Below are 26,885 nucleotides of genomic sequence, written 5' to 3'. Positions count from 1 at the left end.
CGTGGGTACCGCCCGGTGTCACGCCCTGGGTACCCGCCGGTACGCGGACACCCCGCGGTCACTAGGATCGGAGCCCGAAACAACCGATCGACCGGCAACGGGGTGAGTGCCGCAGGTGCCGGTCGGGGTCGCCGATGCCAGGGACCGCTCCCCGGGCTGCGGTGATCTTCCTGCCTCTGGAGGACCTTCCGCATGTTCCGACGCATTGGGAACACCGTCGTACGACATCCCGTCTGGACGATAGTGGCATGGCTGATCGCGGCGGTGGCGATCGTCGCCACCGCGCCCGGCCTGCCCTCGAACAGCGACGAGAGCAGCTTCCTGCCCAAGAGCTACGAGTCGATCAAAGCCGCCGACCTCCAGGCGAAGGCGTTCCCCAGCGCCTTCACCCCGTCCGCGATCGCGCTCTACCAGCGCACCGACGGCGCCAAGCTGACCGCCGGCGACAAGAAGGACGTCGCCCGCATCACCTCCGAGCTGGGCAAGAAGCACATCGACCAGGTGCAGAAGGTCGTCCCCGGCCAGCCGTCCAAGGACGGCGAATACACCATGACCCTGGTCCAGATGGACAGCAAGAAGGCCGGCCAGCCCGAGCAGGCCGACGCCGCCAAGGAACTGCGCGATTCGGTCAAGGCCCTGACCAAGGGCACCGACCTCCAGGCCAAGCTCGGCGGCTCCGCCGCGCAGGCCCTCGACCAGCAGGACTCGTCCAAGCGGGGCCAGGCGCTGATCGGCATCGGCACCTTCGTGATCATCCTGGTGACCCTGCTGATCATCTTCCGGGCACCCATCCTGGCCGTGCTGCCGCTGATCCTGATAGGCCTGGTGTCCGCGATCGCCAACGGGCTCATCGCGTACGCCACCAAACTGTTCGACCTGCAGGCCAACAGCTCCGTCTCGTCGATCCTGATCGTCGTGCTCTTCGGCGTCGGCACCGACTACTTCCTGTTCCTGATGTTCCGCTACCGAGAACGCCTGCGCGCCGGTGACGAACCCAAGCAGGCCATGGTCAACGCGGTCGCCAGGGTCGGCGAGGCCATCGCCTCCGCCGCCGGGGCGGTCATCATCGCCTTCTTCGCCCTGGTGCTCTCCACGCTCGGCTTCCTCAAGCAGATGGGCCCGGCCCTCGCCATCGCGGTCGCCGTCACCCTGGTCGCGGGTCTCACCCTGATCCCGGCCGTCGTCTCGCTCATCGGACCGAAGGTCTTCTGGCCGTCCAAGTCCTGGCAGCACGAGCCGGAGAACGCCCGCTTCGCCGCGCTCGGCCGGGGGGTGCGCCGCCGTCCCGGGCTGACCGCCGCGGTCTCCGGCCTGATCCTGGTCGCGCTGTCCCTCGGCACGCTCGGGTTCAACGCCACGTTCGACCTGGCCTCGGGATCCATGCCCAAGACCAAGGAGTCCATGGTCGTCCAGGACGAGATGCAGAAGGCCTACTCCGCCGGTGCGGCCGCGCCCACCGACGTCTACCTCTCCAGCACCGACGGCAAGCCGCTGGACAAGGCCTCCTTCGACGCCTACGCCAAGAAGCTCGGCGCCGTGGACGGCGTCAGCAGCGCCAGGATGACCCAGGTCAGCAAGGACGGCGCCACCGCCGACTTCACCGTCACCCTCAAGTACGACGCCGCGGCGGACAAGGCGATCGACGCCGTCGGCGACGTGCGCGACGTCGCGCACTCCGGCGCGCCCGAAGGCACCGAGGCACTCGTCGGCGGCATGTCCTCGATCTACAAGGACATCGACGCCGCGGTCAACCACGACTACCGGACGGTCTTCCCGGTCGCCGCGCTGCTCATCATGGTGATCCTCGGACTGCTGCTGCGCAGTGTGGTGGCACCCTGGTACCTGATGGCCTCGGTGGGTCTGGGCTTCGGCGCGACCCTCGGTACCACCGTGCTGATCTTCCAGAAGGGACAGGGCCACTCGGGACTGATGTTCATGCTCCCGGTGATCATGTATCTCTTCGTGGTCGCCATCGGCACCGACTACAACATCCTGATGATCGCCCGGCTCCGCGAGGAGGCCCGCGAGGGCCGCGATCCGCGTGAGGCCGCCGGCATGGCACTGCGGTACGCCGGGCCGACCGTGGCCGCGGCGGGCTTCATCCTGGCGGCCACCTTCGCCACGATGATGCTCGCGGGCAACGCGCTGCTCACGGAGATGGGCTTCGCGGTGTCCTTCGGCATCGCCGTCGCCGCGTTCGTGATGTCGATGTTCTTCACCCCGAGCCTCACCGCGCTCATCGGCCACGCCGCGTGGTGGCCGGGCCACGGCGACCGGGTCGAGGGCACGCCGGACACCGCGGTCCCGGTCACCGGCGGCGACCGGACGGCGGACGTCCCCGACCCCTCGGGACGCGCCCACTGACCCACCGCGCACGCACCGAACCGGCGGCCCGCTCCCTCTCGGAGCGGGCCGCCGTGCGTCGTACGGCCGGCCGTCGGCCAACCCGCTGCCGGGGGAGCCGAGGGACCTGCCGCCACAGGCACCGGCGGTCTCACCGCCATGAGGGACCGGCGGACCCGCCGCCGCGGGCGCTCAGATCCGGCTCGTCGTCGACGTGCCGGCGGACAGGCGCTGGGCGAGGTGGATCGGGATCACCGAGAGCAGCACCAGGACGGCGGCCACCACGTTGACCACCGGGGCCTGTTGCGGGCGGGTCATGTTGTCGTAGATCCACAGCGGCAGGGTGCGCACCCCCGGGCCCGCGGTGAACGTCGTCACCACGATCTCGTCGAAGGACAGCGCGAACGCCAGCAGTCCGCCCGCCAGCAGCGCCGGCCGCAGTTGCGGAAGGGTGATGTCGACGAAGGCGCGGAAGGTGTGCGCCCCGAGGTCCATGGCCGCCTCCTCCTGCGAGCCGGCGGTACGGCGCAGCCGCGCGGCGACGTTGTTGAAGACCACGACGACACAGAACGTGGCGTGGCCGAGGACGACGGTGAACAGCCCGAGCCCCACCCCCAGCGGCTCCAGGACCGTACCGAACGCCGAGTCGAGGGCGATCCCGGTGACGATGCCGGGCAGGGCGAGCGGCAGGACCACCACGAACGACAGCGTGTCCCGCCCGAGGAACCGGCGCCGGGCGACCGCGAGGGCGAGCAGCGTGCCCAGTACCAGGGCGAGCGCGGTGGCCCCGAGACCGGCCTTCACCGACACCCACAGGGCACTCACCGCACCGTCGTTGCGGACGGCCACCGCCCACCAGTGCGGCGTCAGCCCGGACGGCGGCCAGCCCGCGCTGCGGTCGGGGTTGAACGAGTTGACCAGGACCAGCAGCAGCGGCACATAGATCACGGCGAAACCGATCCCCGCGCCCAGGCGCAGCAGGACGCGCGCCGTTCGGCTCAGTCGCACCCCTGTTCTCCCTTCCACGAGCCTTGACGAGCCCCCGCGGGCGCGGCGGTTCACAGACTGTCCAGCGCACCCGTGCGGCGCACCGCGAGCAGGTACAGCACGATCACCACGACGGGCACGGTGCCGAGGGCCGCCGCCATGGGCAGATCCAGATCGATGTGGGAGTACACGACGTTCCCGATCAACTGCGTCTTCCCGCCGACGATCTGCACGGTGATGTAGTCGCCGAGACTGAGCGAGAAGGTGAACACCGACCCGGCGGCCACGGACGGCAGCACCATCGGCAGCACCACCGAGCGGAAGGTCCGCCAGGCCCGCGCCCCGAGGTCGGCCGAGGCCTCCAGCAGACTGTCGGGGAGCTGCGCCAGCGCGGTGTGGACCGGCAGGATCATGTACGGCAGCCACAGATACGTCAGGGTGAGGACGACCGCGGGCAGGCCGTACCCGGGCCCCTCGAGCCCGAACGGCGCGAGCACCTGGTCGGCCGGGCCGTCCCGGGACAGGATGAGCCGCCAGGCGTACACCTTGACCAGGTAACTGGCCCACAACGGGGTGAGGATGGCGACCACCAGGAAGGGCCGCCACCGCGGCCGCGCGACCCGGGCGGTGTAGAACGCCAGGGGGAAGGCGAGGACCGCGCACAGCACGGTCACCGCGAGCGCCACCCCCACGCTGCGCAGGACCACCTGGCGGTAGACCGGTTCCGTGAACAGCTCGCGGAAGTTGTCCGTCGACCACACCTTCACCACCTCGGAGGTGAAGGTGTCCGTCGTCCAGAACGCGGACACGAACAGCACGGCCAGCGAGCCGAGATACAGCACGGCCAGCCACAGCAGCGGGGCGCCCAGCAGCAGCGTCAGGCGCAGCCGGGGCCTGCGGTGCAGCGCCCCGGCAAGCCGCCGGACGGGGCCCGGGGCGGGCCGCCCCTCGGCCGGGAGCGTGGTGGTCATCGCGGCGGCCCGGCTCAGCCCTTGATCTCCGTCCAGGCCCGCACCCACTCCGCGTACGGCACGCACTTCACGTCCGTGCGCCCGTCCAGGCACTGCTCGATGGGTGTGTTCCAGAAGGCGACGCGCTTCCAGTACTTCTCGTCGTCCGCGTGGTAGGTCGCGCAGAAGTCCTTGTCACTGGTCCGCGCACATGCCTTCGCGTTGGCGGGCGCCTCGCCGAAGTACTCGGCGACCTGGGCGTTGACCTTCGGCGAGACGATCCAGTCGAGCCACTTGTAGGCGCAGTCCGGGTGCTTCGCCCTCGCCGACACCATCCAGGTGTCCGACCAGCCGGTGGAACCCTCCTTCGGCACGGCCGCCTTGACGGGCGCGCCCTCGTCGCCGGCGAGGTTGGCGATGACCTGCCAGGTGGTCCCCACCACCGAGTCGCCGCTCTTGAAGGCGGAGACCTCCTTCAGGTAGTCGCTCCAGTACTCGCCGATGTCGGCGTTCTGCCGCTTGAGCAGATCGACGGCCGCGTCGAACTGCTTCCGGTCGAGGGCGTAGGGGTTCTTGATCCCCAACTCCGGTTTCGTGGCCTTGAGATACAGGGCGGCGTCGGCGAGGTAGATGGGGGAGTCGTAGGCGGTGACATGGCCCTTGTACCGGGACGCGTCGTCGAAGACGGCGGACCAGGAGGTGGGCGCCGGCCTCACCTTCTCGGTGTTGTACATCAGCAGATTGGCGCCGCGCCCGTGCGGGATGCCGTACATCTGTCCGTCGACCGAGTTCCAGGCGCCGTCCTTCAGACCGGCGAAGACGTCCTTGTAGTTCGGTACGAGGCCGGTGTTGACGGGCGCCGCGTCACCGGAGGCGATCAGCCGCAGCGAGGCGTCGCCCGAGGCGGAGACGGCGTCGTACTGGCCCGTCTTCATCAGCTTGACCATCTCGTCGCTGCTGGCGGCCGTCCGCGCGTGCACCTGGCAGCCGGTGCGCTTCTCGAAGCCGCTGACCCAGTCCACCTCCGGGTCGTCGGAGCCGTCCTCGACGTAACCGGCCCAGGCGATGAGGTTCACCTCGCCCTCCGTTTTCCCCAGCGACGAGGGGGCCTTGAGGTCGGGCGGATCGAAGCCGGCCGAGGAGCCGGTGCCGGAACCGGAGCCGCAGGCGGTCGCGGCGAGGAGCAGGACGACGGCGGAGGTGACCTGGAGGGAGCGGACGAGGTGCACGACGTTCTCCTGCCTGGGTTGGGGGAGGGAGGTGCCGGTCAGCCGGTGGGGTCCATGAGGTCGCAGGGGTGCGGGGGATGGGCGGGTGCGGAGGGGCCGGTCGTTGGGGCGGGCCCGGCGGACGGTACGGGGACGCAGTGACCGCGGTGCCACCACAGGCGGACGCGGGTGCCGCGGGAGGTGCCGGTGTCCGAGGGCGTCTCCAGGTTCTGCCGGAGCACGGTCAGACGCCCACCGGCGTCGAGTTCGACGGCGAACCGTGTCACCTCCCCGAGATAGACGGCCCCGACGACGGTGCCGGTGGCGAAGACGTGGTCGTCGGGGAGGTCGGGGACGTCAGTGAGGTCGTGGGCATCCGGGCGGCCCGGTTCCCCGCCCTCCTCGGAAAGGCGGATCTTCTCCGGGCGGACGCTGTAGGTGCCCGGCGCCCCCAGGATCCGCCGCGCGCTCTCGCCCGTGAGTACGTTGGAGGTGCCGACGAAGGACGCGACGAACGGGGTCGCGGGGCGCTCGTACACGTCGGCCGGGCTGCCCACCTGCTGCAGCCGCCCCCGGTCCAGGACGGCGACGCGGTCGCTCGTCGCCAGCGCCTCCCCCTGGTCGTGGGTGACACACACGAAGGTGATGCCGACCTCGCGCTGCAGCGCCTTGAGTTCGGCACGCATCTCCTCGCGCAGCTTGAGGTCGAGGGCGCCCAGGGGTTCGTCCAGGAGCAGCACCCGCGGTCGGCCGACGAGCGCGCGGGCGAGCGCGACGCGCTGGCGCTGACCGCCGGAGAGCTGCGCGGGACGCCGCCGTCCGAGGTCCGCGAGGCGGACCGAGGCGAGCGCCTCCCCGGTCCTGCGCACCCGCTCGGCCCGGGGCACCTTGCGCACCCTGAGCCCGTAGGCGACGTTCTGCTCCACCGTCATGTGGGGAAACAGGGCGTAGTCCTGGAAGACGGTGTGCACCTCGCGCGCGAAGGGCGCCAGGTCCGTGACATCCCGCCCGGCGAGTTCGATCCGGCCCCCGTCGGGCTGTTCGAAACCCGCGATCAGCCGCAGGAGCGTCGTCTTGCCCGAGCCGGAGGGCCCGAGAAGGGAGAAGAACTCGCCGTCCCGGATCTCCAGGTCGACTCCGGCCACGGCCTCGGTGTGCCCGAAGGACTTCCGCACGTCCCGCAGTCGGATCGCATTCCCCTCCATGGTCCGCAGCCCTTCCGAGCGCCCGCCGGGTCGAGTCGTGAGGATAGGAACGCCGGGTCCGGGCGGCAAGACCTCCGTGTGCTCCCCGTGTGACGATCGTGTGCCGGTGCCCGGCGGCGCCACGCGCGGGAACGGCCGGGGTGCGGTGGCGACAGCGAGCCGACGGCCGGGGCGTGGCTGTGCGGCGGGTACGGCGCCGGATCGGCGGTCTCCTGGGGGGTGGCCCGCCGGGACCCGGCATGGCGAGCTGATCCGGACGGCGGCCTCCTAGACGGGCTTCTCCTCCGAGGGCTTGTCCGCCTCGGCGTTGACGGCGGTGTAGAAGACGGACGAGCCCTGCTTGGAGCGGTGCGCCTGGTCCTTGGCGACCAGGGCCTCCAGGGTGTTGCGGACGACGGTCGTCTTGACGGCGCGCTCGGGGTGGAGGCGCTCCAGCGCCGTGGCGATCTCGGCGGCGGAACGCGGCTCGCTCTGTTCGGTGAGGTGTTCCCGGACCAGGGTGACGAGCGTGGGCTGCGCGGGCTTCGCCGCGTCGGCCGTCTTCGCCGAGGTCCCGGCCGGTGCCTTCGTCGCGGCGGGCTTCCGGGTGGCCGGCTTGTCGGCCGCCTTCTCCAGCGCCTTCTCGGCGGGCTTCCCGGTCTGCTCGCTCTTCTTCGCCTTCTTGACCGGCTTGGCCGTGGCCTTGGCGGGCCTGTTCGTCGCCGTGCCCGACCTCTTGCGCGGCGCGGGCACCGGTGCGCCGGGGGTGACCGCCGGCGCGGGCGCCGCGGGCACCGGCGCGGCGGGCACCGGTGCGAGGCCGAGCGCCTGGCGGAGGCTGACGAGGACCGCATGGTCCTGCTGCAGTGCCGTCAACTGCTCCTGCAGAGCGGCGATTTCCGCTCCGATGCGCTCCTGCTCCTTGGCGTTGCGCTCCAGATCCTCGGCGACCTGGGCCGTGTACTGCGAGGTCAACCCACGCGTCGCGGTGGTGCTTTCGGACATGTATTCCTCCGACTTCCCTGCGCGTGCGCACACCGGGCACGTGTGGTGTGCGCACTGTGCGATGTCAAATGCCGGTGCTCTTGCCGCCGGTGTGCCGGGGACAGCACCGATCACTGCTGCACAGCAGTGTGGCAGTGATACTACGGAAGTGGGATGTGCGGCGCGCTTTTCCCCATGTCCGAGAAAGGCCCGCACACCTGTCCGGGAGTTGCCCCGGAGCGTGTGCGGGCCCTGCGCGCACGGATGGGCGGGGGAGACGGGCGGGGACGTGAGTCCCGGCGGGTCAGTGCCGCGGCGGCTTGGCCGCCACATCCAGGTAGAAGGAGTCGATGCTGCGCACGGCCTCCTCGAACTCCGCGAGGTTCACCGGCTTGGTGACATACGCGTTGGCGTGCTGACGGTAGGCGCCCGCCACGTCGTCCGGCGCCGAGGAGGTGGTGAGCACCACGATGGGGATGGTGCGCAGCTCCGGGTCCTCCTTGACGATGGAGAGGAACTCGCGCCCGTTCATGCGGGGCATGTTGAGGTCCAGGACGATGAGGTCCGGCCGCGGGTTGGCGGGGTCGCGCAGATGGTCGAGGGCCGCCATGCCGTCCTCGACCTGGGTGAGGTGACGGGCCCCGCGCTCGGACAGGGCGTCCTGGATGAGCATCGCGTCGGCGAGGTCGTCCTCGACCAGCAGCACGTCGTACGGGTGGGTCGAGGCGTGCGCAATCATGGTTTTGAGCTCCGGGTGATGGTGCGGGTGGGGGAAGGGGGCATGGCGTTGGTCACAAGTCCCGGCCAGCGGCGGCGGGCGCCCTGGCGGCTCATGTTGGAGGCGTCGCCGATCTGCGGGTAACCGGCCCCGGCCGCGGCGGCCGCCCGTGCCGCGCCGTACTGGAGATGGTGCACGGCCTGCTCGAGATCGGCCAGTACGCGCAGCCGCGCCAGGGCACGTGCGCGGTCCGCCCCCGCGTCGTCGTCCGGACCGGGCAGGGGACGCAGCACCCGGTCGGTGAGGGTGTGGACGAGGCGGTCCGCGGCGTCGGCGACCAGAGCAGAGGTCTCCGCCTGACTCATGCGGGGGGAGAAGGGGGTGCCGGTCATGCCGTCACTGTAAGCGGCCACGGCGCCGTTCGACAACAAGCGTTGTCATCTGACCGGTACAGTTACTCTGCCGTACATTCGACGCGGCATGCGAGTGGCGGTGTTCGGATGAGGGAGCGGTCAGGCGTGAGGGACAAGCAGGCGGCGGACGCCGGTGTCGTGGCGTCCGGGTGGACGACCCGGCGCTGGCTGCGGGTCGGAGTCGGGGCCACCCTGGCGGTGCTGGCCGTCCTCGGCGGACTCGGCACCTGGAGCATGTCCCGTGCCTCGGATCTCACCGGCCAGGTCGTGGACACCGACTCCCCGGCGCTGATCTCCGCGGTCCGGCTGGAGGCGGCGCTGGTCAACCAGGAGACCGGTGTCCGCGGCTACGGCCTCGCGGGTCAGCGGGACTTCCTCGCCCCCTACAACGAGGGTGTCACCGACGAGAAGGACGCCCTGCGCCGGCTCCGGCCGCTGATCCGGGACGACGCGTCGGCCCGCAAGGACCTCGCCGAGGTCGAGCGGCTCGCCGGGCAGTGGCAGCGGCGGATCGCCCGCCCGGTGGCCGCGGCTCCCGCCGGTGCCGCGGTGCCCCTGGCCACGGAGCGCGCGGACGAGGGGAAGCAGACCTTCGACTCGCTGCGCAGCGCCATGAAGCGGCAGCAGGCACACCTGCAGGACACCCGTGCGGCCGCCGATGACGACCTGGCCCGGGCGACCACCCTGCGCAACTGGGTGTTCACGGCGATCGCCCTGAGCATCCTCGCCGTCGCCGTACTGGTCTTCGAGGGCCTGCGCAGGGGGGTGACCGCACCGCTGACCCGGATCGCCGCCTCGGCCCGGGAGGTCGCGGAGGGCGGCTTCGACCGGCCGATCGCCGCCGAGGGCCCGGCCGACCTGCGCCGCCTCGGCATGGACGTCGAGGAGATGCGCCGGCGCCTGGTGGAGGAACTCGCCCAGGCCGAGAGCTCCCGGCGGCAACTGGACGAGCAGGCGGCCGACCTCCGGCGCTCCAACGCCGAGCTGGAGCAGTTCGCCTACGTCGCCTCCCACGACCTCCAGGAGCCCCTGCGTAAGGTCTCCAGCTTCACGCAGCTCCTCCAACGGCGCTACGGCGAGCAGCTCGACGCGCGTGCCGACCAGTACATCGCCTTCGCCGTCGACGGCGCCAACCGCATGCAGGTACTCATCAACGACCTGCTGGCCTTCTCCCGCGTGGGCCGGGTGCACAACGAGAGCCGGGAGGTCGACCTGGAGGCGCTCGTCGAAAGCACCGTCGCCACCCTCAGCATGGCGGCCGAGGAGACCGGCGCGGAGATCACCCACGACGCGCTGCCCACCGTGGTCGGCGACACCACCCAGCTCGGCATGCTCTGGCAGAACCTGCTCTCCAACGCCCTGAAGTTCCACAGCCCCGAGCGCCCCCCGCGCATCCACATAGAGGCCCGCCAGGACGGCGACACGTGGCACTTCGCCGTGCGCGACAACGGCATCGGTATCGCCCCCGAGTTCCGCGACAAGGTCTTCGTCATCTTCCAGCGACTGCACACCAAGGACGCCTATCCCGGCACCGGGATCGGCCTGGCCATGTGCAAGAAGGTCGTGGAGTTCCACGGCGGCACCATCGGCATCGACCCGGAGTACGCCCCCGGCACCCGGGTCGTCTTCACCCTCCCCGTCCTGCGAGCCGCCGTCCCGGCCACGACCGAGGAGCCGACCGCGTGACTCCCCTCCCGCCCGGTGTCCGCGACCTCGGCGACCTGCGCATCCTGCTGGTCGAGGACGACGCGGGCGACGCGCTGCTGGTCGAGGAACTGCTCTACGACACCGACCTCGCGCACACCCTCGTACAGTGCCGTACCGTCGCCGAGGCCCGCGCCGAACTCACCGCCCGCCCGGCCGACTGCGTCCTGCTCGACCTGCACCTGCCCGACGTGTCCGGCCTCGAGACCATCGACGCGGTCCGCGACACCGGCACCGAGGCGGCCGTCATCGTCCTGACCGGCCTGGCCGAGTCCCACGCCGGGGTCGAGGCGCTCGCGGCGGGGGCCCAGGACTACCTCGTCAAGGGCAAGGTCGACCCCGAGCTGCTGCAGCGCGCGGTCCGCTACGCCGTCCAGCGCAAGCAGTCCGAACTCGCCGGGGTCGCCCTGCGAGAGGGCCGGCTGCGTGCCCAGGAGAACGCGCGCCTGGAACGGGGGCTGCTGCCCCTGCCGCTGCTCAGCTCGCCCCGCGTGACCACCACCACCCGGTACTTCCCCGGGCGGGAACAGGCCCTGCTCGGCGGTGACTTCCTCGACGTCGTACAGACCGAGGACGGCCTCGTGCACGCCGTCGTCGGCGACGTCAGCGGGCACGGACCCGACGCGGCGGCCCTCGGCGTCTGCCTGCGCATCGCCTGGCGCGCGCTCACCCTCGGCGGGGCACCGCGGGCACGAACTGCTGCACCTGCTGGAACAGATCCACCTCGCCGAACGCACCCATCACGACCTGTTCACCACCTGCACCCTCCTCACCACCGACCTGGCCGCGGGCACCGCCACCATCCACCTGGCCGGGCACCACGAACCGCTGCTGCTCGACCGGAGCGGCCCCCAGGTGGTGAAGGCCGCCCACGGCCTCGCCCTCGGCATCCTCCCCGGCACCGAGCACTGGCCCGCCACCACCGTCGCCCTGCCCTCCGCCGGCGCCCTGCTCGTCTACACCGACGGCCTCATCGAGGGATACGCGGACGGCAGCGACCCGGAGGGAGGCGGCACGGGCGGGAGCGGGACGGACGGGGACGGCGCGGGCGGGGCCGCGCGGCTGGGCACCGAGGGACTGCTGCGTATCCTCGCCCAGACCTCCGAGGACGATCCCGGGACCCACCTGGACCGCCTGATCAGCACCGTGCGCACGCTCAACGCCGACCGGCACACCGACGACATCGCCGTCCTCCGCCTGGACTGGGCGCCCCCGGGGCCGACCGGCTGAACGGGGCGGACCGGGCCGCCCGGGCCGGGCGAGCGGTCGGCGGAGGTGGGGCGAACGCCTTCGCCGGCACGGCGAGTTGGACGGCGTGGCCGTCCGGCGGTGGAAAAGATTCCCGTGTCACGAGGCTTCCCCCGCGCTCTTGTCATGAGTTAAATCAAGACGTGAACTAAGCGAACGGGGCAGCGTCCGCGCGCCTTTGGCATGCCCTTTCGCGCACTGGTCCGCACCACTGGTCCGTGGATGCCCCGATCCGCGGACGACCCCACCCACCCCACCGCAGGGAATCAGATGAGACTCAGAGTCCTGGGTGTCGTGCTCGCCGCCGCGGCGGCGCTCGTCACCCTCCCCGCGCACGCGTCGGCCGCCGCGGCCGACACCCCCCTCTCCCAGGGCAGGACGGCCACCTCCTCCACCGACGAGACCGGCGCCACCACGGCCGGCAACGCGGTCGACGGCGACACGGCCACCCGCTGGTCCTCCGCCGCCACCGACGACCAGTGGCTGCGCGTCGACCTCGGCGCCACCGCCTCCGTCAGCAAGGTCGTCCTCGACTGGGAGGCCGCCTACGGCAAGGACTACAAGGTCCAGATCTCCGCCGACGGCAGCTCCTGGAACGACCTGAAGTCCGTCACCGGCGGAGACGGCGGCACCGACACCCTCGACGTCTCCGGACAGGGCCGCTACGTCCGGATGCTGGGCATCCACCGCGCCACCCAATGGGGCTACTCCCTCTACGAGTTCCAGGTCTTCGGCACCACCGGCGGCTCCTCCGCCGGCTGCGACACGGCCGATGCCGCCAAGGGCCGCCCCGCCTCGGCCTCCACCACCGAGAACGCCGGCACCCCCGCCTCCGCCGCCTTCGACGGCGACACCGGCACCCGCTGGGCCAGCCAGTTCGCCGATCCGCAGTGGGTCCAGGTCGACCTCGGCTCGGTCCGCGACCTGTGCAAGGTGGACCTCAACTGGGAGGCCGCCTACGGCAAGGACTTCCAGATCCAGGCGTCCGACAACGGCACGACCTGGAACACCCTGCGCAGCGTCACCGGCGCCACCGGCGGCCAGGCCTCCTACGACGTCAGCGGCTCGGGCCGCTACGTCCGCATCAACGGCACGGCCCGCGGCACCGCCTACGGCTACTCCCTGTGGGAGGTCGCCGTCCACACCGGCACCACCGGCACCCCGCCCGTCGAGGGCGGCGGCGACCTCGGGCCGAACGTGATCGTGGTCGATCCCTCGACCCCGAACCTGCAGCAGAAGTTCGACCAGGTCTTCGCCCAGCAGGAGACCGCCCAGTTCGGCTCCGGCCGCTACCAGTTCCTGCTCAAGCCGGGCACGTACAACGGCATCAACGCCCAACTCGGCTTCTACACCTCGCTCTCCGGTCTCGGTCTCAACCCCGACGACACGCAGATCAACGGTGACGTCACGGTCGACGCCGGATGGTTCAACGGCAACGCCACCCAGAACTTCTGGCGTTCGGCGGAGAACTTCGCCATCACGCCGTCCAACGGCACCGACCGCTGGGCCGTCGCCCAGGCCGCGCCCTTCCGCCGCATCCACGTCAAGGGCGGCCTCAACCTGGCCCCCAACGGCTACGGCTGGGCCTCCGGCGGCTACATTGCCGACTCCAAGATCGACGGCACCGTCGGCCCGTACTCCCAGCAGCAGTGGTACACCCGCGACAGCTCGGTCGGCGGCTGGACCAACGGCGTGTGGAACATGACGTTCACCGGTGTCCAGGGCGCCCCGGCGACCAACTTCGACAGCGGTCCGTACACCACGCTCGACACCACCCCCGTCTCGCGCGAGAAGCCCTTCCTCTACCAGGACGGCGGCGCCTACAAGGTGTTCGTGCCCGCCAAGCGCACAGGCGCGCGCGGCGTGTCCTGGCCGGCGAACGCCGGCACCTCGCTCCCGCTCGACCGCTTCTACGTGGTCAAGCCCGGCGCCACCGCCGCCACCATCAACCAGGCCCTCGACCAGGGCCTGAACCTGCTGTTCACCCCCGGGGTCTACCACCTCGACCAGACCCTGAACGTCAACCGGGCCGACACCGTCGTCCTCGGCCTCGGCTACGCCACGCTCGTCCCCGACCACGGGGTCGACGCGATGCACGTGGCGGACGTCGACGGGGTGCGGCTGGCCGGCTTCCTCATCGACGCCGGAGCCGCCAACTCCGACACCCTGCTCCAGATCGGCCCGGCGAACTCCGGCGCGGACCACGCCGCCGACCCGACCACCATGCAGGACGTGTTCGTCCGTGTCGGCGGCGCGGGACCCGGCCTGGCCACCAACTCGGTCGTGGTCAACAGCGACGACGTCGTCATCGACCACACCTGGCTGTGGCGCGCGGACCACGGCGACGGCGTCGGCTGGGACACCAACCGCGCGGACTACGGCCTGCGCGTCAACGGTGACGACGTGCTGGCCACCGGCCTGTTCGTGGAGCACTTCAACAAGTACGACGTGTACTGGAGCGGCGAGAGGGGGCGCACGATCTTCTTCCAGAACGAGAAGGCGTACGACGTCCCGAACGCGGGCGCCGTCACCCACGACGGCATCGTCGGCTACGCGGCCTACAAGGTCGCCGACACCGTCACCCAGCACGAGGCCTGGGGTCTGGGCAGCTACTGCAACTTCACGTCCGATCCGTCGATCGTGCAGCACCACGGCTTCCAGGTGCCCGTGACCGCCGGGGTGAAGCTGCACGACATCATGGTCATCTCGCTGGGCGGCAAGGGGCAGTACGCCCATGTCGTCAACGACACGGGGGCGCCGACGTCGGGGACGGACACGATCCCCTCCAAGGTGACGTCCTTCCCATGATGCCGGGGGAGGAGGGGTGAAAGCCGGCTCCTCCTTCCCGTGACGGCCCTCGCAGTCGTGACAACCTGATGTGCCCCGGGCGGAGCGGGCCCCGCCCGGGGCGCATCCGTGCGCCTCAGTCGGTGAGGTCCGTGCCCCTGCCCAGGTAGGTGAGCACGCCCGGGTCCGGCACCGGGAGGACATGGAACCCGAGACGGTCGTAGAAGGCCCGGGCCGCGGTGTTGGCGGTGACCATGCCCAGGTGCACCGCCGGAACGCCGCGGCGGTGCAGCGCGGTCAGCAACGTGCGCATCAACGCCCGGCCGTGACCGCGCCGTTGCCAGGCGGGGAGCAGGTCGATGTGCAGATGCGCCGGGTAGTCCCGCAGGGCGGGCAGCACCATCCGCTCCGGGTGGTGCAGGAGCGACACCATCTCCTCGGTGGGCGTGGCGGGCGCGTCCCGCGGCTCGGGAAAGCGGCCGGCGACCAACGGCAGCCACCGGTCGCGGAATCGGGTCGCGAACCGCTCGGTGTCCGCCGTGCCCACGATGTAGCCGCCGACCCGGCCGTGTCCGTCGTCGAGGACGAAGGCGAGCTCCGGGTCGAGATGGCAGTACGGGTGGGCGAACAGGGTCGGCATCAAAGTGGGGTCGGGGTAGAGGTGCCGCGAGTCGCCGCCGTTGTCCGCGGTGCGCACGCAGACATCGGCGACCCCGTCCCGGTCCGACCGGCGGTAGGGGCGCACTCTCGGCTGGGTGTCCATGCACGGCATCCTCCCGTATATGGGAGCGCTCCCACAAGGCGTGGGAGCGCCCTGCGCGTGTGCATGGCACGACCGTTCCGGTCGCCGACCCCCACGCCGGCCCGACGAGGTCGCCCGGGCCGGCGCGACCCTGGTGGAGCCGGACGACCCGCTGCCCCGGGTGCACGTCCTGACCCTGCATGCCCCCGGACTCCCCGAGACCCGCCGCCCGATCGACGCCGCGCGACTGCGCCGGCTGCCGGACTTCGCCACCGCGGAGCCTCCCGCTCACGCCCCGAGGCGGTCGGCAAGGCCGGTGAGGGTCTCGCCGAGGGGGAGGTGCAGGTGCACGGCGGCGAGGTCGTCGCCGCGGGTCGGACCCTGGTTGACGACGGCGACCGGCTTGCCCTGCTTCGCGGCGTGCCGCACGAAGCGGAGGCCGGACATCACCGTCAGGGAGGAGCCGGTGACCAGCAGGGCCGACGCCGCGTCCACCAGGTCGAAGCAGCGGGCCACGCGCGGCTTGGGAACGTTCTCACCGAAGAACACCACGTCCGGCTTGAGCGTCCCCGTGCCGCACACCTGGCAGGACACCGTGCGGAACGCCGTCTCCCACTCGGGGGCCAGCTCCGCGTCACCGTCGGGGTTCACCCGGGCGGCGAGGTCGCGGAACGCGGGGTTGGCCTCGTCCAGACGCTCGTGCAGATGCCTGCGCGAGACGGTGTTCTCGCAGTTCAGGCAGATCACCCGGTGCAGACTGCCGTGCAGTTCGACCGCCTGGGGCGTGCCCGCCGCGGCATGCAGTCCGTCCACGTTCTGTGTGATCACACCGCGGACGAGACCCGCCGTGACGAGGCGGGTCACCGCCCGGTGCCCCGCGTTCGGCCGCGCCCGTCCGATCGACTCCCAGCCGAGGTGGCTGCGCGCCCAGTAGCGGCGGCGGTTCTCCTCGCTGCCGGTGAAGTCCTGATAGGTCATCGGCGTGTGCCGGCGCCTGCTGCCGGAGGGGCCGCGGTAGTCGGGGATGCCGGACTCGGTGGAGAGCCCCGCCCCGCTCAGTACGAGGACGCCCCCGCCGGCGAGCATCCGCTCCACCGCCGCGAGCCCGCCGGCGTGCCCGGTGTCGGGCGGGGGATCCGGAGTGAGGGCTGTGTCCATGGAAGGCAGGGTACGTCGCCACGTCGGGAAGGCGCGGGGCGGTGGATCCCGCGCCCGGTCGCCCGGACCCTCGCACGAATGTGCGCCGGACCCCCGTAGTGGGGTACAGTAGATCTTGGAAGCGCCGCCAACGAGGCGGAGATTCCCAGGCGTTGGTCGTCCAAGGAAAGACGCCCCGCTTCCTGCGGGGAAATGCAGGTGCAAGGCCTGCCCAGCGCTCCGACGAGGCCCGCTCCGACAGTTGTCGGGGCGGGCCTCTGCTTTCGGCCGGGAACAGGTTTCAGCTCCGACCGGCGTGCGAGCGGTCGTGGGGCGCCTCGGGCGCGCGGGGGCCGCTCTTCTCCGCCCGGCGGTCCCGCAGCCAGTCGTGGACGGCCAGGGCCAGCGCGCACAGCATCGGCAGCAGCCCGGAGCCGAGGGCGACCGCGAGCGCCGTGCGGTAGTGGTGGTCGTCGTGCCCCAGCACCATGTAGAACAGCCCGGGCAGGGCCGCCGTACCGACGGCTCCGCCCAGCCGCTGCCCGGTCTGCAGGGCGCCCCCGGCGGCGCCCGCCATCCGTACCGGCACGTCCCGCAGCGTCATGGTGATGTTGGGCGAGATGACGCAGCCGCTGCCCAGCCCGCCGACGAGGAGCGCCGGAGCCGCCCACCACACCGCGGCTCCGCCGGGCACCAGCCGCAGTACGGCGCCCGCCGTTCCCAGCCCGGCCACCACACCGACGAGCCCGCACACCGTCAGCAGCCTGCCCAGCCGTTCCACCAGCCGCCCGGACACCACCGCACCGGCGGCCGAGCCGAGGGCGAACGGGGTCACCGCGAGCCCGGACCGCAGTGGTGAGTAGCCCTGGCCGTTCTGGAAGAACAGCGCGAACACCAGCCACACCCCGCTGAAGCCCACGAAGTACAGCGTGGCGATGGCGGCGCCCGCCGCGTACCCGCGGGTGGAGGTGAGCAGCCGGGGGTGAAGGAGCGGCTGCCCGTCACGCGCGCCGACCCGCCGCTCCCAGCGGGCGAACCCCACCAACAGGGCCGCGCCGACCGGGAACAGCCACCACAGCCGCCGCACGCCGCCGGACTCCGCCATCACCAGGGGCAGCATCACGGCCAGCACTCCGGTGCCGAGCAGCGCGACACCGGGCAGGTCGAGCCGTTCGCGTCGGCCGGGCTTCACATGCGGCAGCAGTCGCAGCCCCAGGACGAGCGCGAGGGCGCCGACAGGCACGTTGAGGTAGAACAGCCAGCGCCAGCCGTCCTCCCCGCCGGCGAGGGTGAGGACGAGCCCGCCGACCACGGGGCCCACCGCGCTGGACACGCCGACCGTCGCCCCGAACAGGCCGAACGCCCGGCCGCGTTCGGTGCCCCGGAACATCTGCTGGATGAGCGCGGAGTTCTGCGGCGCCAGGCAGCCGGCGGCGACGCCCTGCGCCAGCCGCGCCACCACCAGCAGCGTCACATCGGGCGCGGCGCCCGCCGCCGCGCTGCACAGCACGAAGGCGGTGAGGGCCAGCAGGAAGATGCGGCGCCTGCCGAGGGCGTCCCCGAGTCGGCCCGCGGTGACCAGGACCAGGGCGAAGGTGAGGGCGTAGCCGGAGACGACCCACTGGATGGCCGGGGCCGAGGTGTGCAGTTCCCGCTGCATGGAGGGCAGTGCGACGGCGACGACGGTGACGTCCAACAGACTCATGAAGCCGGCCACCAGGGTCACCGACAGTGCCTTCCAGCGCCGGGGGTCGGCCTCGGTCGTGTCCGCGGGCTTCCCGCCCCACTCCTCCGCCTGCGCGCGCCCGCCCACCCGAACTCCCTTCCACCGCCGCGGCACCCCGGCCGGGAGTGCCCGTGCCCGCGGCCGGTGGGCCGCGCTCCACATCCCGCGACGGGTATCCCGTGACCACGGCTTACACCCCGCCCGGCCGTCGGCACGGGAGAAGACGGTGCCGGGCACCCGTGCGCCCGGCACCGTCCGGAGCCGTCCGGGTCCGTGCGCCGCTCAGGACACGGCCCGTCCCCGGGGTGGTCAACCCGCTTCGACGTGCTCCCTGCCGCCGGTGGCCTCCGTGGCCTCCGTGGCCTCCGTGGCATCCGCGCCATCGGCGTCTTCCGTGCCCTCGGCCCGGCCGGCCTTCCGGCCCGGGAGCACCGCGAGGACGATCAGCGCACCGGCGGCCATGATGATCCCGCCGACGAGGCTGGTGTGCGCCACACCGTGGGCGAAGGCCTCGTGCACCGCGTCGACCAGCGCCCGCGCCTGCTGGGGCCCGCCCTCGGGAGACTTCGCGACCCGCTCGGCGACCGCGAGCCCGCCGCCCACCGACTCCCCGGCGGCGTCCAGCGCGGCGGCCGGGAGCCGCCCACCGATCAGCTCGCCGAGCCTGTCCTGGTAGGCCGTGCCCAGCAGCGAGCCGAGGAGGGCGATACCGAGCGCGCCGCCGAGCTCCAGCGAGGTGTCGTTGGCGCCGCCGCCCACGCCCAGCTCCGACTCAGGGAAGGACCCCATGATCGTGTCGGTGGCGGGGGAGACGCTCAGGCCGATCGCGAAGCCGAGCAGCAGCAGCGACGGCACGAAGTCGGCGTACGTGGCGTCCGCGCCGATCCCGGTGAGCAGCAACACGCTCACCGTGCCGACGGCCATGCCGGGCACGACGGTCGCCCGCACACCGAACCTCGGGGTGAGCCGGCCGGTGACCGCGGCACCGACGAACACCGCGCCGGCCAGCGGCAGCAGGCGGACGCCGGTCTCCAGGGGGCCGTAGCCGAGGACGAACTGCAGGAACTGCGTGAGGTAGTAGATCGAGCCGTAGGCGCCGAAGAAGAAGAACAGCACCGCGATCATCGAGCCCGCGAAGGGGCGCTGCGTGAACCGGCGGACGTCCAGCATGGGGCGCGGGTGCCGCAGCTCCCACAGGGCGAAGACGACGGAACCGGCGGCCGCGACCACCGCCGCCACGACCGGTCCGGCTCCCCAGCCGAAGTGCGGGCCCTCGATGAGGGCGTACACCAGGGAACCGACGGAGACGATGGACAGCAGACCGCCCACGTAGTCGATCCGTCCCATGTCCCGTGCCCTGGACGGCGGGACGAGGAGGAGCGCGCCGAGCACGGCGACGACCGCGACGGGCACGTTGACCAGGAAGGTCGAGCCCCAGGCGTGGGTCTCCAGCAGCCGGCCGGCGACCAGCGGGCCGACCGCGATGGCCAGGCCGGAGGTGGCGGTCCAGGCGGTGATCGCCCGGGCCCGCTCCTGCCGGGGGAAGACCGCCACCAGCAGTGAGAGCGTGGCCGGCATGACGACGGCGGCCCCCACCCCCATCACCGCGCGGGCGGCGACGACCAGCCCGGTCTCGTCCACCAGGCTGCCCATCACCGAGCCGCCCGCGAAGATCAGCAGACCGGTGACGAGCGCGCCCCGGCGGCTGTACTTGTCGCCGATCGCGCCGAGCACCAGCATCAGCGCGGCGTACGGGACGGTGTAGCCGTCGATGACCCACTGCAGGTCGCTGCTGCCGAGGTGCAGGTCGGCGGTCATGTCCGGGGCGGCGACGATCAGGGAGGTGTTGGCCATGACCACGAGCAGCAGGCTGAGGCACAGCACGAGCAGTGCCCACCAGCGCCGTGCGTAGGGCCCGGCCGTCTTCTCTGCCGGTGTGTTCGCCATGAGCGGCATCGAGGGCTCCAGGAGGAGTTGAGCGTCGGACAGTTAATTACCCATCGGTGTGCAGGTTAGTTCGTTGCCCACCCATGTGCAAATAAACCTCGTCGCCTGCAGAGCCCGGGGCCCGCGCGGCGCGTACCCGGCCGTGCGCGGGCCTGCCCGGAAACGCCGGACCGGCCGCCCCCATGACGGGGACGGCCGGTCCGGCGAACGGTGCGGCGGTCAGCCGCCGACGTACGCCGCGAGGTGCTCGCCGGTGAGGGTGGAGCGGGCGGCGACCAGATCCGCGGGTGTGCCCTCGAACACGATCCGCCCGCCGTCGTGACCGGCCCCGGGGCCCAGGTCGATGATCCAGTCGGCATGCGCCATCACCGCCTGGTGGTGCTCCACGACGATCACCGACTTGCCCGAGTCGACCAGCCGGTCCAGCAGGCCGAGCAACTGCTCGACATCGGCGAGGTGCAGCCCCGCCGTCGGCTCGTCCAGGACGTACACCCCGCCCTTCCCGGCCATGTGCGTGGCGAGCTTCAGCCGCTGCCGCTCGCCTCCGGACAGGGTGGTCAGCGGCTGGCCCAGGGTGAGGTAACCGAGCCCCACGTCCGACAGCCGTTCGAGGATCCGGTGCGCCGCCGGGGTGCGCGCCTTGCCCGCCACGAAGAACTCCCGCGCCTCGGACACCGGCATGGCGAGCACCTCGCTGATGTCACGGCCACCGAGCCGGTACTCGAGCACCGACGCGTCGAACCGCTTCCCCTCGCAGTCCTCGCAGGTCGTCGCCACCCCGGCCATCATCGCCAGGTCCGTGTACACGACGCCGGCACCGTTGCACGTGGGGCAGGCACCCTCGGAGTTGGCGCTGAACAGCGCCGGCTTCACGCCGTTGGCCTTGGCGAACGCCTTGCGGATCGGGTCGAGGAGGCCCGTGTACGTCGCCGGGTTGCTGCGCCGCGAGCCGCGAATGACCCCTTGGTCCACCGACACCACGTCCGCACCGGCCGGGATTGACCCGTGGACGAGGGAGCTCTTGCCGGAACCGGCGACGCCGGTGACGACCGTGAGCACGCCGAGCGGAACGTCCACGTCCACGTCCCGCAGGTTGTGCGCGTTCGCCCCGCGGATCGCGAGCGTGCCGGTCGACTCGCGCACGCTCTTCTTCAGGGCCGCCCGGTCGCCGAGATGACGCCCGGTGAGCGTGCCGCTCGACCGCAACTCCTCGACGGTGCCCTCGAAGCACACCGTGCCGCCCGCCGCGCCGGCGCCGGGACCGAGGTCGACGACATGGTCGGCGATCGCCACGACCTCCGGCTTGTGCTCCACCACGAGCACCGTGTTCCCCTTGTCCCGCAGCCGCAGCAGCAGGCCGTTCATCCGCTGGATGTCGTGCGGGTGCAGTCCGGTGGTGGGCTCGTCGAAGACGTAGGTGACGTCGGTGAGCGAGGAGCCGAGGTGGCGGATCATCTTGGTGCGCTGCGCCTCGCCGCCCGACAGCGTCCCCGCCGGCCGGTCCAGGGAGAGGTAGCCGAGGCCGATCCCGACGAACGAGTCGAGCGTGTGCCGCAGCGAGTCGAGCAGCGGGGCCACCGAGGGCTCGTCGAGACCGCGTACCCAGGCGGCGAGATCGCTGATCTGCATCGCGCAGGCGTCCGCGATGCTCACCCCGTCGATCGTCGACGACCGGGCTCCGGCGCTCAGCCGGGTGCCGTCGCACTCGGGACAGGTGGCGAAGGTGACCGCCCGGTCCACGAACGCCCGGATGTGCGGCTGCATCCCCTCCCGGTCCTTGGCCAGCATCGACTTGCGCAGGCGCGGCAGCAGACCCTCGTAGGTCATATTAATGCCCGCGATCTTCATCCGGACCGGCTCGCGGTGCAGGAAGTCGGCCAGCTCCCGCTCGGTGTACGCGCGGATCGGCTTGTCCGGGTCGACCAGACCCGATTCGCTGTACAGCCGGTGGTTCCAGCCGCCCGACTTGTAGCCCGGTACCTCCAGGGCGCCCTCGTTGAGTGACTTGCCGTCGTCGTAGAGCTGGGTCAGGTCGAAGTCCTGGACGGTGCCCCGGCCCTCGCAGCGCGGACACATGCCGCCGGTGATGCTGAAGCTGCGCCGCTCCTTCACCTGCTGCCCGCCGCGCTCGACGGTGACCGCTCCCGCCCCGCTGATCGAGGCGACGTTGAAGGAGTACGCCTTGGGTGAGCCGATGTGCGGTACGGCGAGCCGGCTGAAGAGGATGCGCAGCATCGCGTTGGCATCGGTCGCGGTGCCGACGGTGGAACGCGGGTCGGCGCCCATCCGCTGCTGGTCGACGATGATCGCGGTGGTCAGTCCGTCCAGCACATCGACGTCGGGGCGGGCGAGGGCCGGCATGAAACCCTGCACGAAGGCGCTGTACGTCTCGTTGATCAGCCGCTGGGACTCCGCGGCGATCGTGTCGAACACCAGCGAGCTCTTGCCCGAGCCGGAGACGCCGGTGAACACGGTCAGCCGGCGCTTCGGGATCTCGACGGAGACGTCCTTGAGATTGTTCTCGCGCGCCCCGTGCACCCGGATCAGCTCATGACTGTCGGCGGCGTGCGGCGTGGGAACCTGGTTCTCCGCGCTCGTGACGATGCTCAATGTCTCTCCCCTGTAGCCGTCCACCGGTCGTTCGGTCCACCGGTCCCTCGGGAACCCCGTCCCGGCCCCGCACAGCACACTATGCGGGCACGGGCGGCCGACGCTTCTCGAATACTGACCGATCGGGGCGGGTGGCGCGGCGCCTCAGCGCACGCGGGCCTCGACGCACTCCCGCGCGCCGCCGCCCGCGGGGTGGAGGCAGGCCCGTACGACGGTTCCCGGGCCGGTCGCGGTCATGAGGGTGTACACGTAGGTGTCCGCGTCGCCCCGGCTTCTTACCCGGGCCTCGCGGGCGGGCCGGTCCTCGCCCGCTGTCATCTCGAGCCGGTCGCCGACGGCCGTTCCCCACATGCGGGCCCAACCCGTCCCGCACGCCCCGCTGTAGCGCAGCTCCAGCCAGGCACCGGTGGACGTGTGCCGGGAGGCGAGGGTGGCCGGGGCGGAGGCGCACCGCTGGCGCATCGGGCTTCTGCCCTCGCAGCCGGAGCCCCGGCACAGCGGGCCGGTGACGGCCTCGGAGGTGGGCGCGGACGGTGCCTTCCGCTGGTGCGGGAGCAGCAGGAGGCCCACCACCACCACACCGAAGACCACGGCGCACAGCGACGCGAGGACCGCGACCACGGCCACGCTCCGGTGGTCGGACGGGGCGCCCCGCGCGGGCGGGAGTGGCGCGGCGGCCGGTGTACGCACGTCGGGCGGTGCGTGCACGTGCGGCGGCGGGGGCGCGGTCGCCCGCGTCGGGGCACTCGTGGCCGCGCCCGCCGTCGTCGCCTCGGCGCGGCCGCCCCACTCCGAATCCGCGATCTCCCACAGCGCCAGGTACCGGCTGTCCGGTTCGCCGGCCAGCCGGCACAGCGCCCGCACGGCGGGGCGCGGGGGCAGGGCTTGGGCGTTGAGGTAACGCTCCCAGGAGGACTTGCTGTACGCGGTCTTCGCCGCGAGCGCCGCGAGGCTCAGTCCCGTGCGGGTCCGCAGCTCCCGCAATGCGAAGGCCAGCCGGGTGATGCCCGGCGAGGCCGTCGCGGCCGGCGTCGACGCCGGGGTGGGACGTGTTGTCCCCGTCATCCCCGCAGCGCCTTCCAGGTATGCGGCCCGACCCGGCCGTCCACGGCCAGGCGGGACCGCTTCTGGAAGTCCCTGACCGCCCACCGGGTCAGCGGGCCGAAGATGCCGTCGATGCCGCCGGGTGAGATGCCCGCCCGGCGCAGCAGGCACTGCGCCTCGGCGACGTCCGGTCCGACGCTGCCGTACGCCACCTCGGTGCGCCGGGTGCGGCTGTTGCCCGCGTACCAGCGGCCGTCGGTGCGGTGCACGTGGCAGCCGTAGGACCGGGCCTCCGCCGGGGCGGACGCGGCGGCCGCCACGGCGGGCGGTACGGCGGGGCCGGCGGCCGGCCCGTCGTCACCGCCGTGCAGCCGCACGGCCAGCAGCGCGGCCGAGGACAGGGCGAGCACGGCGGCGACGGCACTGGCCACCAGCGCGACACGCAGGGCCCGCCCCGGTGCCCGGGGCGGGCCCTGCGCCGAGGCCGCCGGCTCCACCCCGGGCTCGGGCGCCGCCTCGGGTTGCCACACTCCGGGCCCGGTTTCCGTTTCGGCTCGCGGGGCCCTCCCGTTCGGGGCCGACCGCCCGGTGCGGCCGGTTGCGCGGGCGGTCGCGCGGCCGGCGGTGACGACCTCGTGGAGGGCCAGGAGGGGGGTCGGATCCGTGTCGGCGAGCCGGGCCAGCGCCTGCACGGCCTCCAGCGGTGGCAGAGTCCTGCCGCCCAGGTAGCGTTCCCAGGACTTCGCGCTGTAGCCGGTCTGTTCCGCGAGCCGGGCCAGGCTCAGGCCGGTGCGGTCCTTCAGCCGGCGTAAGCAGATCACCAACTGCCGTACCGGCGGGTCGAGGTCAGCGGACAACGGCTTCCAACGCGACATGAACCCCCCACTCGCGCGCGGGCCGTGGTCAGTGGCCCGTCGCTGAGTCGCATTCTGCATCAGTACGCATCGCTCCGCACCGGTATACGGCCCCCGGCCGCACGCGGAGCCGGCCTGCTCGGCCCGGGCCGTCCCGGAGCACCGTCCCGCCGGGCCGCGTCCCCGCAGGTCGAAGAGTGGGACGTCCCGTTCCGCCGTCACCTCGGCCACAGCCGTGGCGGCGGCCCGAGGCCGGACCGCACTCTGGTTCCCGCCACCTCGTCGCCGACGGCGCCGGGGTGGTGGTCCACGGACCGATCACGACCCGTTCACGACCGATCCCGAAGGACGAAAGAGGCTCACATGCGATCGAACGTCATGGCCAGGACACTCGTCAGTCTCGCCGCCGCAGTCGGCATCGCGGCCGGCGGCCTGGCCACCGCGGGAACCAGCCAGGCGGCTTCCGCACCGGCGTCGCACCCGGTGGCCGGCCTGCAGACAGGGATTCTCGCGACCCACAACTTCGGCCTGTCCAGTGCCCAGGCCAAGAACGTCCAGCGCTGGCTGGCGACCTACTGGAGTTACACCGACTCCATCGACGGGCAGCTCGGCACCAACAGCTGGAAGGCGTTCCAGCGCTGCCTCAAGGAGTACTGGGGCTACACCGGCTCGATCGACGGCGACCCCGGCACCAACACGATCAAGGCCCTGCAGCGGCTGCTGCAGAACTACGGCTACACCGGCGCCATCGACGGTGACGCCGGCTCCGGCACCCAGGCCGCGTTCAAGAACTTCGCCAACGCCATCTAGGCCCGAAAGCCCGCAGGCCCGCTCCCCGCGGTCGTGGGTACGCCGCCGCCCGCCGCCCCGGTCATGCCGGGGGCGGCGGGCGGCGGCCCGTCACATCAGCAGGAACCCTCGTCCTGCCAGGGGCCCCACTCGGCCGCCCCGGGCGTCTCGTTCTGGGTCCACCACTTGGCCTTCCAGTTGTGCTTCCCGTACGAGACCTCGTCGTCCTTGACGTACACCGCCGACGAGCTCCACGCCGGCTTGCACGCGGTCCCCGGCTGCGAGGGCGTCGGGGTGGGCGTGGTCGTGGGCGGGGTGACCCCCGCGAACTTCACCGAGTACTTGGCGAAGTCCCAGGCGTTCTGCGCCACGCTGGAGCAGGTGCCCGACGTGCGGCCCCCGTTGTCCGGCGGGCTGCACTGCCGGTCGCGGTTGAGGGACCAGAACGTGAAGCGGTCCATGTGGTGGCTGGTGGCGTAGTCGAGCACCGTCTGGAAGTCGGACTGCGCGAAGTACTCGCCGGTGTCGCTGCGGCCGTTCATGCCGGAGAAGCCCTCGTGGGCGTAGGCGGTCGCCTCGTCCCACCCGAACGTCGACTGAAGGATCTTGTTGAACTTGGTCAGCGCGTCGGTCTGGGAGGCGGCACCGTTGAAGCCGCCGTCGAACGGCATGATGGAGAAGTTGTTCGGGGTGAACCCCTGCGACTTCGCCTCCAGCAGCATCTGCTTGCCGAACCAGCCGGTGCCGTCCGCGGTGGTGCCCGCGGTGGTGACGGAGACGTAGAGGCCGGGGTTGTTCTGCTGCAGGATCTTGGCCGCGCCGATCTCGTTCTTGATCGCCGCCGTGTTCTCGTACTCCGGCTCCTCCAGGTCGAAGTCGATGGCGTGCAGCCCGTACTTGGTGATGACCTGCTGGTACGCGGCGGCGGTCGAGGCCGCGTCGGAGCAGGCCTGGCCGAGCTTGGTGCCGCCGTACCCGCCGATGGAGACGGAGACGTCGCCGCTCTTGGAGCGGATCTTGTTGATCACCGCCTGCACGGCGGTGTCCGAGGAGACGGCGGAGGTGCCGCCCCAGGTGGGGGAGCAGCCGCCGCCGTTGGGCGCGAGGATGAACGCGAGCTGGAAGGACTTGAGTCCGGTGGCGTCCATGATGGCCGCCGCGTCCGGCGGGTCGTTGTCCAGCGGCATCAGATAGGGAGCGGCCGCGTACCAACGGTTGCTCAGCGCGTTCGTCGCGCCCGAGGCGTTGCCCGCGAGCAGCGCGGTCGAGCCTGCCGCGACGATTCCGACGGCGGCGGCCGCGCCCAGACATGCGCGAAGACGTCTCACTGTGTGCCTCCAGGTGGGGCTGTGGGGAGAAGTCCCAGCTTGCTGAGCCTGTTGGGGTCACGTCAATAGATTGGACTAGACCAAGTGCGGTCCGGTCGCGGATTCCCCCGCCGGCCGTCGGTCCGGTTGTCGGTCCGGCCGCGGGTTCGGTCGTCGACCCGATCGTGGACATGGCCGGAAAC

At 72.0% G+C, this 26,885-nt stretch carries 19 protein-coding genes and 1 pseudogene; 5 read left to right on the top strand and 15 right to left on the bottom strand.

The genetic code is table 11. From position 1 onward, the window contains the following. Positions 1-192 precede the first annotated feature (192 nt). Positions 193-2,364 (top strand): MMPL family transporter, encoded by a 2,172-nt coding sequence (locus QFZ64_RS03170; RefSeq protein WP_307062083.1) that lies wholly within the window; start codon positions 193-195, stop codon positions 2,362-2,364. A gap of 171 nt (positions 2,365-2,535) precedes the next feature. Here QFZ64_RS03170 and QFZ64_RS03165 read toward each other — a convergent pair whose 3' ends face one another. The 7 genes from QFZ64_RS03165 to QFZ64_RS03135 form a co-directional block, all read right to left on the bottom strand. After that, positions 2,536-3,351 carry an ABC transporter permease gene (locus QFZ64_RS03165; protein ID WP_307062081.1) on the bottom strand — a complete coding sequence of 272 codons (816 nt, stop codon included), beginning with the start codon at positions 3,349-3,351 and terminating at the stop codon, positions 2,536-2,538. Positions 3,352-3,401: 50 nt separating this feature from the next. Then, a complete protein-coding gene (locus QFZ64_RS03160) occupies positions 3,402-4,301 on the bottom strand; it encodes an ABC transporter permease (RefSeq protein ID WP_307062079.1) in 900 nt (299 codons plus the stop codon). Between the two features lie 14 nt (positions 4,302-4,315). After that, positions 4,316-5,509: an ABC transporter substrate-binding protein gene (locus tag QFZ64_RS03155; protein WP_307062077.1), complete on the bottom strand. Its 1,194-nt coding sequence runs from the start codon at positions 5,507-5,509 to the stop codon at positions 4,316-4,318. Positions 5,510-5,547: 38 nt separating this feature from the next. After that, on the bottom strand, positions 5,548-6,693 hold the full coding sequence (locus QFZ64_RS03150) for an ABC transporter ATP-binding protein (RefSeq protein WP_307062075.1): 1,146 nt from the start codon (positions 6,691-6,693) through the stop codon (positions 5,548-5,550). Between the two features lie 267 nt (positions 6,694-6,960). After that, positions 6,961-7,677, bottom strand: a complete 717-nt coding sequence (locus QFZ64_RS03145) for a hypothetical protein (RefSeq protein ID WP_307062073.1) — start codon at positions 7,675-7,677, stop codon at positions 6,961-6,963. Between the two features lie 283 nt (positions 7,678-7,960). Beyond that, a complete protein-coding gene (locus QFZ64_RS03140) occupies positions 7,961-8,395 on the bottom strand; it encodes a response regulator (RefSeq protein WP_307062071.1) in 435 nt (144 codons plus the stop codon). After that, positions 8,392-8,766 (bottom strand): hypothetical protein, encoded by a 375-nt coding sequence (locus tag QFZ64_RS03135; protein WP_307062069.1) that lies wholly within the window; start codon positions 8,764-8,766, stop codon positions 8,392-8,394. Before QFZ64_RS03135 ends, QFZ64_RS03140 begins: the two co-directional genes overlap by 4 nt. A 126-nt stretch (positions 8,767-8,892) precedes the next feature. Between QFZ64_RS03135 and QFZ64_RS03130 the strand changes: the two genes are divergently transcribed. From QFZ64_RS03130 to QFZ64_RS03120, 3 genes and pseudogenes are all read left to right on the top strand, one after another. Beyond that, entirely contained in the window at positions 8,893-10,473 is a 1,581-nt protein-coding gene (locus tag QFZ64_RS03130; protein ID WP_307062067.1) for an ATP-binding protein, read from the top strand. Then, a pseudogene (locus tag QFZ64_RS03125) lies at positions 10,470-11,721 on the top strand (PP2C family protein-serine/threonine phosphatase). The gene QFZ64_RS03130 and the pseudogene QFZ64_RS03125 overlap by 4 nt, the downstream one beginning before the upstream one ends. A gap of 288 nt (positions 11,722-12,009) precedes the next feature. Next, a complete protein-coding gene (locus tag QFZ64_RS03120) occupies positions 12,010-14,547 on the top strand; it encodes a discoidin domain-containing protein (RefSeq protein WP_307062065.1) in 2,538 nt (845 codons plus the stop codon). Positions 14,548-14,662: 115 nt separating this feature from the next. Here QFZ64_RS03120 and QFZ64_RS03115 read toward each other — a convergent pair whose 3' ends face one another. From QFZ64_RS03115 to QFZ64_RS03085, 7 genes are all read right to left on the bottom strand, one after another. Continuing rightward, on the bottom strand, positions 14,663-15,298 hold the full coding sequence (locus QFZ64_RS03115) for a GNAT family N-acetyltransferase (RefSeq protein WP_307062062.1): 636 nt from the start codon (positions 15,296-15,298) through the stop codon (positions 14,663-14,665). Between the two features lie 258 nt (positions 15,299-15,556). Then, entirely contained in the window at positions 15,557-16,426 is an 870-nt protein-coding gene (locus QFZ64_RS03110; RefSeq protein ID WP_307062060.1) for an NAD-dependent protein deacetylase, read from the bottom strand. 280 nt (positions 16,427-16,706) lie between these two features. After that, complete coding sequence (locus tag QFZ64_RS03105; protein WP_307062058.1) at positions 16,707-18,218, bottom strand: MFS transporter; 1,512 nt, start codon at positions 18,216-18,218, stop codon at positions 16,707-16,709. A 222-nt stretch (positions 18,219-18,440) separates the two neighbouring features. Continuing rightward, positions 18,441-20,087: an MFS transporter gene (locus tag QFZ64_RS03100; protein ID WP_307062056.1), complete on the bottom strand. Its 1,647-nt coding sequence runs from the start codon at positions 20,085-20,087 to the stop codon at positions 18,441-18,443. A 210-nt stretch (positions 20,088-20,297) separates the two neighbouring features. Beyond that, positions 20,298-22,688 (bottom strand): excinuclease ABC subunit UvrA, encoded by a 2,391-nt coding sequence (locus QFZ64_RS03095; protein ID WP_307062053.1) that lies wholly within the window; start codon positions 22,686-22,688, stop codon positions 20,298-20,300. Positions 22,689-22,832: 144 nt separating this feature from the next. Then, positions 22,833-23,753, bottom strand: coding sequence for an XRE family transcriptional regulator (locus tag QFZ64_RS03090; protein WP_307062050.1), 921 nt, complete (start codon positions 23,751-23,753; stop codon positions 22,833-22,835). Continuing rightward, the gene (locus QFZ64_RS03085) at positions 23,750-24,607 is read right to left on the bottom strand and encodes a peptidoglycan-binding protein (protein WP_307062048.1); all 858 of its coding nucleotides are present in this window, start codon (positions 24,605-24,607) and stop codon (positions 23,750-23,752) included. The genes QFZ64_RS03090 and QFZ64_RS03085 overlap by 4 nt, the downstream gene beginning before the upstream one ends. Positions 24,608-24,949: 342 nt before the next feature. Between QFZ64_RS03085 and QFZ64_RS03080 the strand changes: the two genes are divergently transcribed. After that, a complete protein-coding gene (locus QFZ64_RS03080) occupies positions 24,950-25,396 on the top strand; it encodes a peptidoglycan-binding protein (protein ID WP_307062046.1) in 447 nt (148 codons plus the stop codon). Between the two features lie 95 nt (positions 25,397-25,491). Here QFZ64_RS03080 and QFZ64_RS03075 read toward each other — a convergent pair whose 3' ends face one another. Further along, on the bottom strand, positions 25,492-26,703 hold the full coding sequence (locus QFZ64_RS03075) for a carbohydrate-binding protein (protein WP_307062044.1): 1,212 nt from the start codon (positions 26,701-26,703) through the stop codon (positions 25,492-25,494). Positions 26,704-26,885 lie beyond the last annotated feature (182 nt).

It is taken from the genome of Streptomyces sp. B3I8 (assembly GCF_030816915.1).
GTDB lineage: Bacteria > Actinomycetota > Actinomycetes > Streptomycetales > Streptomycetaceae > Streptomyces.
This window is presented reverse-complemented; position numbering and strand designations above follow the sequence as displayed.